Consider the following 14,523-nt stretch of genomic DNA (forward strand, 5'->3'; position numbering starts at 1 on the left):
GGGCGCTTCCGCTGCGCCCCCTTTCGCTTGGTAGACCAGCCCCGCGGGCGGGACCGGTCCGGCGTGCTGCTTACTCTTCGCTGCCGGCAGCCGCCGCTGCGGAGGTCTCGACCGCCGGCTCGGCGCTGCCGCCGGACAGGGTCTGCATCTCCGACTCGGTCAGGCCGCTGGCATTGCGGCGGCGCGTGTTGTGGTACGCCAGGCCGGTACCGGCCGGGATCAGGCGACCCACGATCACGTTTTCCTTCAGGCCGCGCAGCGTGTCGCTGGTGCCGCGGACCGCCGCCTCGGTGAGGACGCGGGTGGTCTCCTGGAACGACGCCGCCGAGATGAACGACTCGGTGGCCAGCGAGGCCTTGGTGATGCCCAGCAGCACCGGCTCGTACTTGGCCGGCAGCTCGTTGCGCGCGACCAGGCGGGCGTTCTCCTCGATGACGCGCTGGCGCTCGGCCTGCTCGCCGTTGAGGAACTTGCTGTTGCCCTGGTCGATGATCTCGACCTTGCGCAGCATCTGCCGGGTGATGACCTCGATGTGCTTGTCGTTGATCTTCACGCCCTGCAGGCGGTACACGTCCTGGATTTCCTTGACCAGGTACGCGGCCAGCGGCTCGACGCCCAGCAGGCGCAGGATGTCCTGCGGGCTCGGCTCGCCGTCCACCACGGTTTCGCCCTTGGCCACGTGCTCGCCTTCGAACACGATGATCTGGCGGTACTTCGGGATCAGCTCTTCGTGCTCCGACCCGTCGGTGTCCTTGATGATCAGGCGCTGCTTGCCCTTGGTGTCCTTGCCGAAGCTGATGATGCCCGAACGCTCGGCCAGGATCGCCGGATCCTTCGGCTTGCGCGCCTCGAACAGGTCGGCCACGCGCGGCAGACCGCCGGTGATGTCGCGGGTCTTGGACGCTTCCTGCGGGATCTTGGCGACCACGTCGCCCACGCCGACCGGTGCGCCGTCCTGCAGGTTGACGATCGAGCGCGGCGGCAGCAGGTACTGCGCCGGCAGATCGGTGCCCGGGATGGTCAGGTCGTTGCCCTTGGCGTCGACGATGCGCACGATCGGGCGCAGGTCCTTGGCCTGGGTGCCGCGACGCTTCGGATCGGTGATCTCGCGCGAGGCCAGGCCGGTCAGTTCGTCGGTCTTCTCGATGACGGTGACGCCGTCGATGAAGTCGATGAAGCGGATGAAACCGGCCACTTCCGACACGATCGGGTGGTTGTGCGGATCCCAGTTCGCCACCGACTGGCCGGCCTTGACCGCATCACCGTCCTTGGCGGTGATGGTGGCGCCGTACGGCAGCTTGTAGCGCTCGCGCTCGCGGCCGTGGCCGTCGAGCACCGACAGTTCGCCCGAGCGCGACACCGCCACCAGCGAGCCGTTGGCGTGCTCGACCGACTTGAGGTTGTTGAACTTGATCGAACCGGTGGTCTTGACCGTGATGTTGTCCACCGCCGCCGCACGCGAGGCCGCGCCGCCGATGTGGAAGGTACGCATGGTCAGCTGGGTACCCGGCTCGCCGATCGACTGCGCGGCGATGACGCCGACCGCTTCGCCGATGTTGACCAGGTGGCCACGGGCCAGGTCGCGGCCGTAGCAGCGCGCGCACACGCCGAACGCCGATTCGCAGGTGATGGTCGAGCGGACCTTGACCGACTGCACGCCGGCCTCTTCCAGCTTGGCCACCCACTGCTCGTCGAGCAGGGTGTTGCGGGTGACGATCGGATCCTCGTCGTTGCCCGGCAGGAACACGTCCTCGGCCACCACGCGGCCGAGCACGCGGTCGCGCAGCGGCTCGACCACGTCGCCGCCTTCCACGATCGGGGTCATGGTCAGGCCGTCGGTGGTGCCGCAATCGGGCTCGGTGATCACCACGTCCTGCGCCACGTCGACCAGGCGACGGGTCAGGTAACCGGAGTTGGCGGTCTTCAGCGCGGTATCGGCCAGACCCTTACGGGCACCGTGGGTGGAGTTGAAGTACTCCTGCACGTTCAGGCCTTCGCGGAAGTTCGCCTTGATCGGCGTCTCGATGATCGAGCCGTCCGGGCGGGCCATCAGGCCGCGCATGCCGGCCAGCTGACGGATCTGCGCCTGCGAACCACGCGCGCCGGAGTCGGCCATGATGTACAGCGAGTTCATCGACTTCTGGTCGATGGTCTCGCCCTTGGCGTTGACCACCTTCTCGGTGCCGATGGTGTCCATCATCGCCTTGGCGATGCGCTCGTTGGTGCGCGACCAGATGTCCACGACCTTGTTGTAGCGCTCGCCGGCGGTGACCAGACCGGACTGGTACTGCTCCTGGATCTCCAGCACTTCCTGCTCGGCCTCGCCGAGGATGCCCTTCTTCTCCGACGGGATCAGCATGTCGTCGATGCCGATCGACACGCCGGCGCGGGTGGCGTAGGCGAAGCCGGTGTACATCAGCTTGTCGGCGAACACCACGCTGTCCTTCAGGCCCAGCTGGCGGTAGCTGGAGTTGATCAGGCGGCTGATGTTCTTCTTGGTCAGCTCGGTGTTGGCCAGCGCGAACGGCAGGCCTTCCGGCAGGATCTCGGCCAGCAGCGCGCGCCCGATCGTGGTGTCCACGATCGAGGTCTTCTTGCTGCGGTTGCCCTCTTCGTCGATCACCGTCTCGGTGATGCGGACCTTGACCTTGGCGTGCAGTTCGACCGCACGGTTGTCGTAGGCGCGCTTCACTTCGGCGATGTTGGCGAACACCATGCCCTCGCCCTTCTTGTTCTCCAGGGCGCGGCTCATGTAGTACAGACCCAGCACCACGTCCTGCGACGGCACGATGATCGGCTCGCCGTTGGCCGGCGACAGGATGTTGTTGGTGGACATCATCAGCGCGCGCGCTTCCAGCTGCGCTTCCAGCGACAGCGGCACGTGCACGGCCATCTGGTCACCGTCGAAGTCGGCGTTGAACGCGGTGCAGACCAGCGGGTGCAGCTGGATCGCCTTGCCTTCGATCAGCACCGGCTCGAACGCCTGGATGCCCAGGCGGTGCAGGGTCGGCGCACGGTTCAGCAGCACCGGGTGCTCGCGGATCACCTCTTCCAGGATGTCCCAGACCTCGGCTTCTTCGCGCTCGACCAGCTTCTTGGCGGCCTTGATGGTGGTGGCCAGGCCGCGACGCTGCAGCTTGGCGAACACGAACGGCTTGAACAGCTCCAGCGCCATCTTCTTCGGCAGGCCGCACTCATGCAGGCGCAGGGTCGGGCCGACCACGATCACCGAACGGCCGGAGTAGTCCACGCGCTTGCCGAGCAGGTTCTGGCGGAACCGGCCCTGCTTGCCCTTGATCATGTCGGCCAGCGACTTCAGCGGGCGCTTGTTGGTGCCGGTGATGGCACGGCCGCGGCGGCCGTTGTCCAGCAGCGCATCGACCGATTCCTGCAGCATGCGCTTTTCGTTGCGCACGATGATGTCTGGCGCGTTCAGCTCGAGCAGGCGGCGCAGGCGGTTGTTGCGGTTGATGACGCGGCGGTACAGGTCGTTCAGATCGGAGGTCGCGAAGCGGCCGCCGTCCAGCGGCACCAGCGGACGCAGATCCGGCGGCAGCACCGGCAGCACGGTCATCACCATCCACTCCGGACGGTTGCCGGACTCGATGAAGGCCTCGATCAGCTTGATGCGCTTGGTCAGGCGCTTGAGCTTGGTTTCCGACCCGGTGCCGGCGATCTCTTCGCGCAGGCGGGTCATTTCCGACTGCAGGTCGATGGTGCGCAGCAGCTCGTACACCGCCTCGGCGCCCATGGCGGCGTCGAAGTCGTCACCGTGCTCCTGGCGCGCGGTCAGGTACTGCTCTTCGGTCAGCAGCTGGCGGCGCTCCAGGGCGGTCAGGCCCGGTTCGGTCACCACGTAGGCTTCGAAGTACAGCACGCGCTCGATGTCGCGCAGGGTCATGTCCAGCATCAGGCCGATGCGCGACGGCAGCGACTTCAGGAACCAGATGTGCGCGACCGGCGAGGCCAGGTCGATGTGGCCCATGCGCTCGCGACGCACCTTGGCCAGGGTCACTTCGGTGCCGCACTTCTCGCAGACCACGCCGCGGTGCTTCATGCGCTTGTACTTGCCGCACAGGCACTCGTAGTCCTTGATCGGACCGAAGATGGCGGCGCAGAACAGGCCGTCGCGCTCCGGCTTGAAGGTACGGTAGTTGATGGTTTCCGGCTTCTTCACTTCGCCGAAGGACCACGAACGGATCAGGTCCGGCGAGGCCAGCGCAATCTTGATCGCGTCGAAGTCCAGCGTCTGGCGCTGCTGGTTGAAGAGGTTGAGCAGGTCTTTCATTTGATTTCTCCGGGAATCGGGAATAGCGAATAGGGAATCGTTGGAAGCGGGGAGTCGGGGTGGGAAACGCCGGCGGCCTGTCGGCACGCGCCCGGGCGGTTTCCTACTCCCGACTCCTCATTCCCTGCCCTCAGTCTTCCAGTTCCATGTTGATCGCCAGCGAGCGGATTTCCTTCACCAGCACGTTGAAGGACTCCGGCATGCCGGCGACCATCTCGTGCTCGCCGTCGACGATGTTCTTGTACATCTGGTTGCGGCCCTGCACGTCGTCGGACTTCACCGTCAGCATTTCCTGCAGGGTGTAGGCCGCGCCGTAGGCTTCCAGCGCCCAGACTTCCATTTCGCCGAAGCGCTGGCCGCCGAACTGCGCCTTGCCGCCCAGGGGCTGCTGGGTGACCAGCGAGTACGGGCCGGTGGAGCGCGCGTGCATCTTGTCGTCGACCAGGTGGTTCAGCTTCAGCATGTGCATGTAGCCGACCGTGGTGTGGCGATCGAACGCCTCGCCGGTGCGGCCGTCGTACAGCTGGGTCTGGCCGCTGATCGGCAGGTCGGCGAGTTCGAGCATGTGCTTGATCTCGGCCTCGGTGGCACCGTCGAACACCGGGGTGGCCATCGGCACGCCGTCGGTCAGGTTCTTCGACAGCGCCAGCAGCTCCGCGTCGCTGAACTGGTCCAGATCCACGCGGTCCTCGCCCAGCTTCTGGTCGTGGTTGTAGATCTGCGCCAGGAACTTGCGCAGGTCGGCGACCTTGGCCTGGGCCTCGAGCATGTTCTGGATCTTGCGACCCAGGCCCTTGGCGGCCCAGCCCAGGTGCACTTCCAGCACCTGGCCGATGTTCATGCGCGACGGCACGCCCAGCGGGTTCAGCACGATGTCCACGGTCTCGCCGTTGGCCATGTACGGCATGTCCTCGATCGGCTGGATCATCGACACGACACCCTTGTTGCCGTGACGACCGGCCATCTTGTCGCCGGGCTGGATGCGGCGCTTCACCGCCAGGAACACCTTGACCATCTTCAGCACGCCCGGGGCGAGGTCGTCGCCGGCGGTGATCTTGCCGCGCTTGTCGGCGAAGCGACGCTCGAACTCCTTCTCGTGCGCCTGGATCTGCTTCTGCGCGCGCTCGATCGCCTCGGAGGCGTCCTCGTCTTTCATGCGCAGCGCGAACCAGTCGGACTTCTTCAGGCCGTCCAGGTAGGCGTCGCTGATGGTGTCGCCCTTCTTCAGGTTCGGACCGCCGTTGGCGACCTTGCCGATCAGCTGGGTGCGCAGACGTGCGTAGATCGCGCTCTCGAGGATGCGGAACTGGTCGTCGAAGTCCTTCTTGACCCGCTTGATCTCGTTTTCCTCGATCTGGCGGGCGCGCTTGTCCTTCTCGATGCCGTCGCGGGTGAACACCTGCACGTCGATGACGGTGCCGTCCATGCCCGGCGGCACGCGCAGCGAGCTGTCCTTCACGTCGGAGGCCTTCTCGCCGAAGATCGCGCGCAGCAGCTTCTCTTCCGGGGTCAGCTGGCTCTCGCCCTTCGGCGTGACCTTGCCGACCATGATGTCGCCGGCGCGCACTTCCGCACCGATGTACACCACGCCGCTCTCGTCCAGACGGTTCAGCGCCTGCTCGGACACGTTGGGGATGTCGGCGGAGATTTCCTCCGGCCCCAGCTTGGTGTCGCGCGCCACGCAGGTCAGCTCTTCGATGTGGATCGTGGTGTAGCGATCCTCTTCCACCACGCGCTCGGAGAGCAGGATGGAGTCCTCGAAGTTGTAGCCGTTCCACGGCATGAACGCGATCAGCATGTTCTGGCCCAGGGCCAGCTCGCCGATGTCGGTCGAGGGACCGTCGGCCAGCACGTCGCCGCGCGCGATCACGTCGCCCACGTTCACCAGCGGACGCTGGTTGATGCAGGTGTTCTGGTTGGAACGCGTGTACTTGATCAGGTTGTAGATGTCCACGCCGGCGTCGGTGCCGCCGCCGATCTCGGCCTCGTTGACCTTGACCACGATGCGGCCGGCGTCGATCTGCTCGATCACGCCACCACGGCGCGCGTTCACGGTCACGCCCGAGTCGCGCGCCACGGCGCGCTCGATGCCGGTACCGACCAGCGGCTTCTGCGCACGCAGCGTCGGCACGGCCTGGCGCTGCATGTTCGCGCCCATCAGCGCGCGGTTGGCGTCGTCGTGCTCCAGGAACGGCACCAGCGCGGCCGCGATCGACACGGTCTGCATCGGCGACACGTCCATGAAGTGCACTTCCGCCGGCGGCTTCAGCAGCGACTCGCCCTGGTAGCGGCACGGCACGAACTGCTCGGTCAGGCGGCTCTTGGCGTCGTGCAGCGCGTTGGCCTGGGCGATGACGTACTCGTTCTCTTCGATCGCCGACAGGTATTCGACTTCGTCGGTGATCTGGCCGTCCACGACCTTACGGTACGGCGTCTCCAGGAAGCCGTACTGGTTGGTGCGGGCGTACACCGCCAGCGAGTTGATCAGGCCGATGTTCGGGCCTTCCGGCGTTTCGATGGTGCAGACGCGGCCGTAGTGGGTCGGATGCACGTCGCGCACTTCGAAGCCGGCGCGCTCGCGGGTCAGACCGCCCGGACCCAGCGCGGACACGCGACGCTTGTGCGTCACTTCCGACAGCGGGTTGTTCTGGTCCATGAACTGCGACAGCTGCGAGGAGCCGAAGAACTCCTTGATCGCCGCGGCCACCGGCTTGGCGTTGATCAGTTCCTGCGGGGTCAGGCCCTCGGACTCGGCCATCGACAGGCGCTCCTTGACCGCGCGCTCGACGCGGACCAGGCCCACGCGGAACACGTTCTCGGCCATTTCGCCGACCGAGCGCACGCGACGGTTGCCCAGGTGGTCGATGTCGTCGACCACGCCGCGGCCGTTGCGGATCTCGGTCAGGACCTTGATCACGTCCAGGATGTCGGAGCTGTCGCCGTGTTCGGCCACCAGGCGCTTGGACTCCTCGTCGTTGCGCTCGCCGAAGTACTTCTTGTCGTACAGCACCGACTCGCCGGTGACTTCCTTGCGGCCGACGCGGCGGTTGAACTTCATGCGGCCGACCGTGGACAGGTCGTAGCGCTCGAAGGTGAAGAACAGGTTGTGGAACAGGTTCTGCGCGGCGTCCTTGGTCGGCGGCTCGCCCGGACGCATCATGCGGTAGATCTCGACCAGCGCCTCGAGCTGGGTCTTGGTCGGATCGATGCGCAGGGTGTTGGACAGGTACGGACCGCGATCCAGGTCGTTGACCCACAGCGTGCCCACGGCGTCGACGCCGGCCTTGCGGAACGCGGTCAGCTGATCTTCGCTGATCTCGTCGTTGGCGCTGGCCAGCAGTTCGCCGGTCGAGGCATCGACCACGTCGTGCGACAGGATGCGGCCGACCAGGTATTCATCGGGCACGGCCAGCGCGGCGATGCCGGAGGCCTCGAGCTGCTTGACGTGACGCGCGGTGATGCGCTTGCCGGCTTCGACGATGACCTTGTCGCCATCGGCCAGGTCGAAGTTCAGGGTCTCGCCGCGCAGGCGCTCGGGCACCAGCTCCAGCTGCACGCCTTCCTTCGGGTCGATGTGGAAGGTGTTGATCTCGAAGAACTCGGACAGCATCTCCTCGTTCGAATAGCCGAGCGCGCGCAGCAGGATCGACACCGGCAGCTTGCGGCGGCGGTCGATACGGGTGAACAGCGCGTCCTTCGGGTCGAACTCGAAGTCCAGCCAGGAGCCGCGGTAGGGAATGATGCGGGCGCTGTACAGCAGCTTGCCCGAGCTGTGGGTCTTGCCGCGGTCGTGGTCGAAGAACACGCCCGGCGAACGGTGCAGCTGCGAGACGATGACGCGCTCGGTACCGTTGACGATGAAGGTGCCGTTGTCGGTCATCAGCGGGATTTCGCCGAGGTAGACCTCCTGCTCCTTGACGTACTTGATCGCCTTGGTCGAGGACTCGCGGTCGTAGATCACCAGGCGCACGGTCACGCGCAGCGGCGCGCCGTAGCTCATGCCGCGCTGGCGGCATTCACGCTCGTCGAACACCGGCTCGCCGAGCTTGTAGCCGACGTACTCCAGCGCCGCGTTGCCGCTGTAGCTGGAGATCGGGAACACCGATTTCAGGGCCGCGTGCAGGCCGTGGTCCGAACGCTTGTTCGGGTCGGTGTTCTCCTGCAGGAATTCGCGGTAGGAATCCACCTGGATGGCGAGCAGGAACGGCACTTCGAGGATCGAGCGCTGCTTGCCGAAGTCCTTGCGGATACGCTTCTTTTCGGTGAACGAATAAGACGTCATGAGGTATCACCTTGGCTGATGCGGGCCGCGCGTCCGCGGCCCTGAGTGAACATAAATTGTCAGTTGGAAGTCGCTGGTATTGCCGGCACCAGCACGCCTTCTCCCGCTACTTCCAACTACCAACTCGGTGAAGCGGGGAATGGGGACTGGAGAAAGGGGAATCGTGGAGCGCACGTGCCGTGGCTGTTCCGATTCTCCATTCCCGATTCCCGGTTCCCGCCTGAAACGGCCAAAGGCCGGGGGCTTTCGCCCCCAGCCTTCAGTGCATCGCCTTGAACGGCTGGCGATGCAAGGGACTGCTTACTTGACTTCGACCTTCGCGCCAGCGGCTTCCAGGTCCTTCTTGAACTTGTCGGCGTCTTCCTTCGACACGGCTTCCTTCAGCACGCCGCCGGCCTCGGTGAGGTCCTTGGCTTCCTTCAGGCCCAGGCCGGTGATGGCGCGGACAGCCTTGATGACGTCGACCTTCTTGGCGCCGGCGTCGACCAGGATGACGTTGAACTCGGTCTGCTCTTCGACCGGCGCGGCGGCCACGGCCGGACCGGCAGCGGCGACCGGGGCGGCGGCGGAGACGCCGAACTTGTCTTCGATGGCCTTGACCAGCTCCATCACTTCCATGAGGGTCTTTTCGGCGATTGCGTCGACGATCTGCTCGTTAGACAGGGACATTGTGATTACCTTTGGAATTTTTTCTGGATGAGGTTCTATTGAACCGTTTCAGGTGTCGCGAACTTAAGCCGTTTCGGCCGGGGCTTCCGCTTCGGCGTCGGCGGGAGCGGCGTCGCCGCCACCCTGCTTGTCGCCCACGGCCTTGACCGCACGGGCGAACATGCTCGCCGGCTCGGCCAGGACGCGTGCCAGCATGGCCAGCGCCTGCTCGCGGGTCGGCAGCGACGCCAACACCTCGAGATGAGCGGCCGGATACAGCTGACCACCCAGCGACACGACCTTGGCCTGCAGCTTGTCGTTACCCTTGGCGAATTCCTTGATCAGACGACCGGCAGCGCCGGGTTCTTCCGTCGAGAACGCATACAGCAGCGGACCGACCAGCGCGTCCTGGACGCACTCGTATTCGGTACCGGCAACGGCACGCGCGGCCAGGGTGTTCTTGACAACACGCAAGTACACACCGGTTTCGCGCGCCTTCTTGCGCATCGCGGTCATCTGGGAGACCGTGATGCCGGCGTACTCGGCAGCAACCAAGGAGTGGGCCTTCGCGGCGACGTCGGCCAGTTCGGCGACGACTTCTTGCTTCTGGGACAGATTGAGAGCCATTGCACTCCTCCGTTAAAGCCGGGATTTGGGATTGGTGATTCGGGATTCGTCAGGAGCCGCAACGCCGCTCTTGCCAATCCCCAATCTCTAATCTCGAATCCCTGCTTCAAACTTACTCCGCTCGCGGCTCCTGCCGCTTGCGGTCCTGGGCGGCGTCCTTCCTGGATGCCGGGGATGCCGCATGGCATCCCAGTTGGTGGCCGTTCCAGACCTGGAGTGAGCGCGCCCGGAACACCGGGCTGGCCTGCACCAGAAAAACTCCAGAAAGGCGGCACCATCTACGCCGGCGCGTCCCCGAGGGGACTGGATTAAGCGATCCCGCTGTACCGACGGCGACTCCTTGCCGTGTCGAGCTTCCGTGCCCGTCGTCGGTGTGCGCAGACCGCGCCTGCGGTCTTTGACGGCTTCGCGCCGGGTTGCCCCGGGCGACGCCTTCAAAAGGGTGAAACCGGCGCCGCACCTGAGGGGCGGCGCCGTGTTGCGATTACTTCAGGGACAGCGAGGCCTGATCGATGGTGACGCCCGGACCCATGGTCGAGCTCACCGAGATCTTCTGCAGGTAGGTGCCCTTCGAGGTGGCCGGCTTGGCCTTGACCAGGTCCAGCAGCAGCGCCTGCAGGTTGCTCTTCAGCGCGTCGTCTTCGAAGCTGGCCTTGCCGATGGTGCAGTGGATGATGCCGGCCTTGTCGGTGCGGTAGCGCACCTGACCCGACTTGGCGTTCTTGACCGCTTCGGCCGGGTTGGCGGACACGGTGCCGACCTTGGGGTTCGGCATCAGGCCGCGCGGGCCCAGCAGGGTGCCCAGCTTGCCGACGACGCGCATCGCGTCCGGGGTGGCGATGACCACGTCGTAGTTCAGGTCGCCGCCCTGCATCTTCTCGGCCAGGTCGTCCATGCCGACCGCGTCGGCACCGGCGGCCAGCGCTTCGTCAGCCTTGGCGCCGGCGGGGGCGAACACGGCCACGCGCACGCTCTTGCCGGTACCGGCCGGCAGCACGGTGGAACCGCGCACCTGCTGGTCGGACTTCTTGGCGTCCACGCCCAGACGCACGGCCACGTCGACGGCTTCGACGAACTTGGCCTTGCTGGTGGTCTTGACGATCTTCAGCGCTTCGTCGATCGAATACGCCTTGCCCGGCTGCACGGCAGCACGGATCGCTTTCTGTCGCTTGGTCTGTGCCATTGCTTAACCCTCCACCGTCAGGCCCATGCTGCGGGCGGAACCCGCAATCGTGCGTACCGCCGCTTCCAGCTCCGCCGCCGTCAGGTCGGCTTCCTTCGCCTTGGCGATCTCTTCGAGCTGCTTGCGGGTCACCTTGCCCACCTTCTCGGTGTTCGGGCGCTTGGAGCCGGAGCTGACGCCCGCGGCCTTCTTCAGCAGCACGCTGGCCGGGGTGCTCTTGGTGACGAAGGTGAAGGTACGGTCCGAATAGGCCGTGATGATGACCGGAGTCGGCAGGCCCGGCTCCAGCTTCTGCGTGGCGGCATTGAACGCCTTGCAGAATTCCATGATGTTCAGACCGCGCTGACCCAGCGCAGGACCGACCGGCGGCGAGGGGTTGGCCTGACCGGCCTTCACCTGCAGCTTGATGTAACCGACGACTTTCTTTGCCATTTTAGTGTCTCCGGGTGCTAGCGCCTGAACCGCAGGCTCCCCATCGCGACGGGAAAATCACGTGTCCCGCCATCACGTTTTTGAAGTGCGCAGAAAGCCGCCTCGCGGCGGCTTCCGTTCTGCCCGGCGGCTTGCCTGGACAGGGAGCCGCGCAGTATAGCAGAGATTTTGGCGCCCGGCGCAGCCGCGCCGGGGCGGGCTCAGGCCTTCTCGACCTGGCCGAATTCCAGTTCCACCGGGGTGGAGCGACCGAAGATCAGCACCGCCACGCGCAGGCGGCTCTTCTCGTAGTTGACTTCCTCGACCACGCCGTTGAAGTCGTTGAACGGGCCGTCGGTGACGCGGACCATCTGGCCCGGCTCGAACAACACCTTGGGACGCGGCTTTTCCACGCCATCCTGAACACGCTGCAGGATCGCATCGGCCTCTTCGTCGCGGATCGGCAGCGGACGGTCGGCGGTGCCGCCGATGAAGCCCATCACCTTCGGCGTTTCCTTGACCAGGTGCCAGCTTTCGTTGTCGATGCGCGGGATGCCGCCTTCGTCGTGGGTCTCGATCTGCACCAGCACGTAACCCGGGAAGAACTTGCGCTCGGAACGGCGCTTCTGGCCGGAGCGCATCTCGATCACTTCCTCGGTGGGGACCAGCACGTCGCCGAAGCGCTCCTGCATCTCGTCACGCACAATACGGTCGCGCAGCGCTTGCGCCACGGACTTCTCGAAGCCTGAATAGGCGTGAACGACATACCAACGCTTCACTGCTGCACTCTCCTCAACGGCTCACGAACCACTGCATCAGCTTCTGGATCAGGAAATCGAACCCGCCCAGCAGCAGACTCAGAATGATCACCACCACGATCACCACCCAGGTGGTGCGAATGGCTTCCTGACGGGTCGGCCACACCACCTTGCGCAGTTCGAATCGGGATTCGGACAGGAACTCGCGGCTTTCGCGGCCCTTGGCGGTCAACAGGAACACCGCGGCACCGGCGACCAGGCCGGCCAACACGGCCAGTCCGCGCAACGGACCGGACCAGCCTCCCAATTGCGCAGCACGACTCGGCTCGCCGAACCAGAACCAGACAAACAGGCCGGCGACCACCAGCAGCGCAGCGATGACGTACTTGACGATATCGCCGCCAGAGGATGCGGCGGGGCCTTTGGAATGCTCGATCTTGCTGTTCATCCGACTCTTGCTGCTATGCGACCGAGGTCACTGGATAGGGAGCGGCAGATTGGCACGCCAGGAGGGACTCGAACCCCCAACCTGCGGTTTTGGAGACCGCTGCTCTGCCAATTGAGCTACTGGCGTGTAGTAAGAACGACTGCACTTCCCTGAGACGGCGAAGGCGGACCGAAGGTTCCGGCCCGCCCTTCGCTGAACCCGGCGGCCGGAGCCGCCTTGCACCTCGTCGGATTCCGGCGACCGAGGCCGCCGTCCTGCCGTCGAGCCCGGCGGCCACGGCCGCCGGAGGGCATTACTTGATGATCTTGGCCACCACGCCGGCGCCGACGGTACGGCCGCCTTCGCGGATCGCGAAACGCAGGCCTTCGTCCATCGCCACCGGGTTGATCAGCGTCACCACCATCTTGACGTTGTCGCCCGGCATCACCATTTCCACGCCTTCCGGCAGCTGCACCGCACCGGTGATGTCGGTGGTGCGGAAGTAGAACTGCGGACGGTAGCCCTTGAAGAACGGGGTGTGACGGCCGCCCTCGTCCTTCGACAGCACGTACACTTCGGCTTCGAAGTCGGTGTGCGGCTTGATCGAACCCGGCTTGCACAGCACCTGGCCGCGCTCCACGTCGTCACGCTTGGTGCCGCGCAGCAGCAGGCCCGCGTTGTCGCCCGCCTGGCCCTGGTCCAGCAGCTTGCGGAACATTTCCACGCCGGTCACGGTGGTCTTCTGCGTCGCACGGATGCCGACGATTTCGATTTCGTCGCCCACCTTGATCACGCCGCGCTCGATACGGCCGGTCACCACGGTGCCGCGGCCCGAGATCGAGAACACGTCTTCCACCGGCATCAGGAACGGCTTGTCCACGTCGCGCTGCGGCTCCGGGATGAACGAGTCCAGCGCGTCCACCAGCTTCAGGATCGCCGGCACGCCGATCTCGCTCTGGTCGCCTTCCAGCGCCAGACGGGCCGAACCGTGGATGATCGGGGTGTCGTCGCCCGGGAAGTCGTACTTGCTCAGCAGCTCGCGCACTTCCATCTCGACCAGCTCGAGCAGCTCGGCGTCGTCGACCATGTCGGCCTTGTTCAGGAACACCACGATGTGCGGCACGCCGACCTGACGCGACAGCAGGATGTGCTCGCGGGTCTGCGGCATCGGGCCGTCAGCGGCCGAGCACACCAGGATCGCGCCGTCCATCTGCGCCGCACCGGTGATCATGTTCTTCACGTAATCCGCGTGACCCGGGCAATCCACGTGCGCGTAGTGGCGCGTCGGGGATTCGTATTCCACGTGGGCGGTCGAGATCGTGATGCCGCGTGCCTTCTCTTCCGGCGCCGCGTCGATCGCGTCATACGCCTTGAACTCGCCGCCGAAGCGCTCTGCGCCGATCTTGGTCAGCGCCGCGGTCAGCGTGGTCTTGCCGTGGTCGACGTGACCGATGGTGCCGACGTTGACGTGCGGCTTGGTGCGCTCGAACTTACCCTTGGCCATGGCTGCTTCTTCTCGATGATCGTAGAAAGATTTGACGACTGAATATGGTGCTCACGAAAGGAATCGAACCTTCGACCTCCTCCTTACCAAGGAGGTGCTCTACCGACTGAGCTACGTGAGCGTTGTTCTATTGTGACACAAGCGCGTTCAATGGAGCGGGAGACGGGAATCGAACCCGCACCATCAGCTTGGAAGGCTGAGGTTCTACCGTTGAACTACTCCCGCTACGGGATGCCGCATTGCCACAACAAAATAACTGGTGGAGGGAGGTGGATTCGAACCACCGAAGGCGTAAGCCAGCAGATTTACAGTCTGCCCCCGTTGGCCGCTTGGGTATCCCTCCAACTGCCCACTCGGACCCGGCTGTGAGGCCGAAATCAGAGAGGGGTGAAACA

The 14,523-nt window shown here is 65.2% G+C and carries 9 protein-coding genes and 4 tRNA genes; all 13 read right to left on the reverse strand.

The genetic code is table 11. From position 1 onward, the window contains the following. Window positions 1-70: 70 nt before the first annotated feature. The gene (rpoC, locus tag AC1PME_RS16545; RefSeq protein ID WP_254458959.1) at window positions 71-4,288 is read right to left on the reverse strand and encodes a DNA-directed RNA polymerase subunit beta'; all 4,218 of its coding nucleotides are present in this window, start codon (window positions 4,286-4,288) and stop codon (window positions 71-73) included. 130 nt (window positions 4,289-4,418) lie between these two features. Continuing rightward, window positions 4,419-8,570: a DNA-directed RNA polymerase subunit beta gene (rpoB, locus tag AC1PME_RS16550; RefSeq protein WP_254458960.1), complete on the reverse strand. Its 4,152-nt coding sequence runs from the start codon at window positions 8,568-8,570 to the stop codon at window positions 4,419-4,421. 300 nt (window positions 8,571-8,870) lie between these two features. After that, window positions 8,871-9,239, reverse strand: a complete 369-nt coding sequence (gene rplL / locus AC1PME_RS16555; RefSeq protein ID WP_019797548.1) for a 50S ribosomal protein L7/L12 — start codon at window positions 9,237-9,239, stop codon at window positions 8,871-8,873. Between the two features lie 63 nt (window positions 9,240-9,302). Beyond that, complete coding sequence (rplJ, locus tag AC1PME_RS16560) at window positions 9,303-9,845, reverse strand: 50S ribosomal protein L10 (protein WP_010341340.1); 543 nt, start codon at window positions 9,843-9,845, stop codon at window positions 9,303-9,305. Window positions 9,846-10,329: 484 nt separating this feature from the next. Beyond that, window positions 10,330-11,028, reverse strand: coding sequence for a 50S ribosomal protein L1 (gene rplA / locus AC1PME_RS16565; protein ID WP_017908392.1), 699 nt, complete (start codon window positions 11,026-11,028; stop codon window positions 10,330-10,332). Between the two features lie 3 nt (window positions 11,029-11,031). Further along, entirely contained in the window at window positions 11,032-11,460 is a 429-nt protein-coding gene (gene rplK, locus AC1PME_RS16570; RefSeq protein ID WP_010341342.1) for a 50S ribosomal protein L11, read from the reverse strand. Between the two features lie 200 nt (window positions 11,461-11,660). Further along, the gene (gene nusG / locus AC1PME_RS16575) at window positions 11,661-12,218 is read right to left on the reverse strand and encodes a transcription termination/antitermination protein NusG (protein ID WP_048490043.1); all 558 of its coding nucleotides are present in this window, start codon (window positions 12,216-12,218) and stop codon (window positions 11,661-11,663) included. 13 nt (window positions 12,219-12,231) lie between these two features. Continuing rightward, window positions 12,232-12,645 carry a preprotein translocase subunit SecE gene (gene secE, locus AC1PME_RS16580; RefSeq protein WP_481096452.1) on the reverse strand — a complete coding sequence of 138 codons (414 nt, stop codon included), beginning with the start codon at window positions 12,643-12,645 and terminating at the stop codon, window positions 12,232-12,234. 50 nt (window positions 12,646-12,695) lie between these two features. Continuing rightward, a tRNA-Trp gene (locus tag AC1PME_RS16585) sits at window positions 12,696-12,771 on the reverse strand. Between the two features lie 166 nt (window positions 12,772-12,937). Beyond that, window positions 12,938-14,128 (reverse strand): elongation factor Tu, encoded by a 1,191-nt coding sequence (tuf, locus tag AC1PME_RS16590; RefSeq protein WP_242081676.1) that lies wholly within the window; start codon window positions 14,126-14,128, stop codon window positions 12,938-12,940. Window positions 14,129-14,173: 45 nt separating this feature from the next. Then, window positions 14,174-14,249 (reverse strand) — tRNA-Thr (locus AC1PME_RS16595). Between the two features lie 30 nt (window positions 14,250-14,279). Further along, window positions 14,280-14,353 (reverse strand) — tRNA-Gly (locus AC1PME_RS16600). A 32-nt stretch (window positions 14,354-14,385) separates the two neighbouring features. Continuing rightward, window positions 14,386-14,471, reverse strand: a tRNA-Tyr gene (locus tag AC1PME_RS16605). Window positions 14,472-14,523: the final 52 nt, after the last annotated feature.

Source organism: Xanthomonas sp. NCPPB 901 (assembly GCF_056725085.1).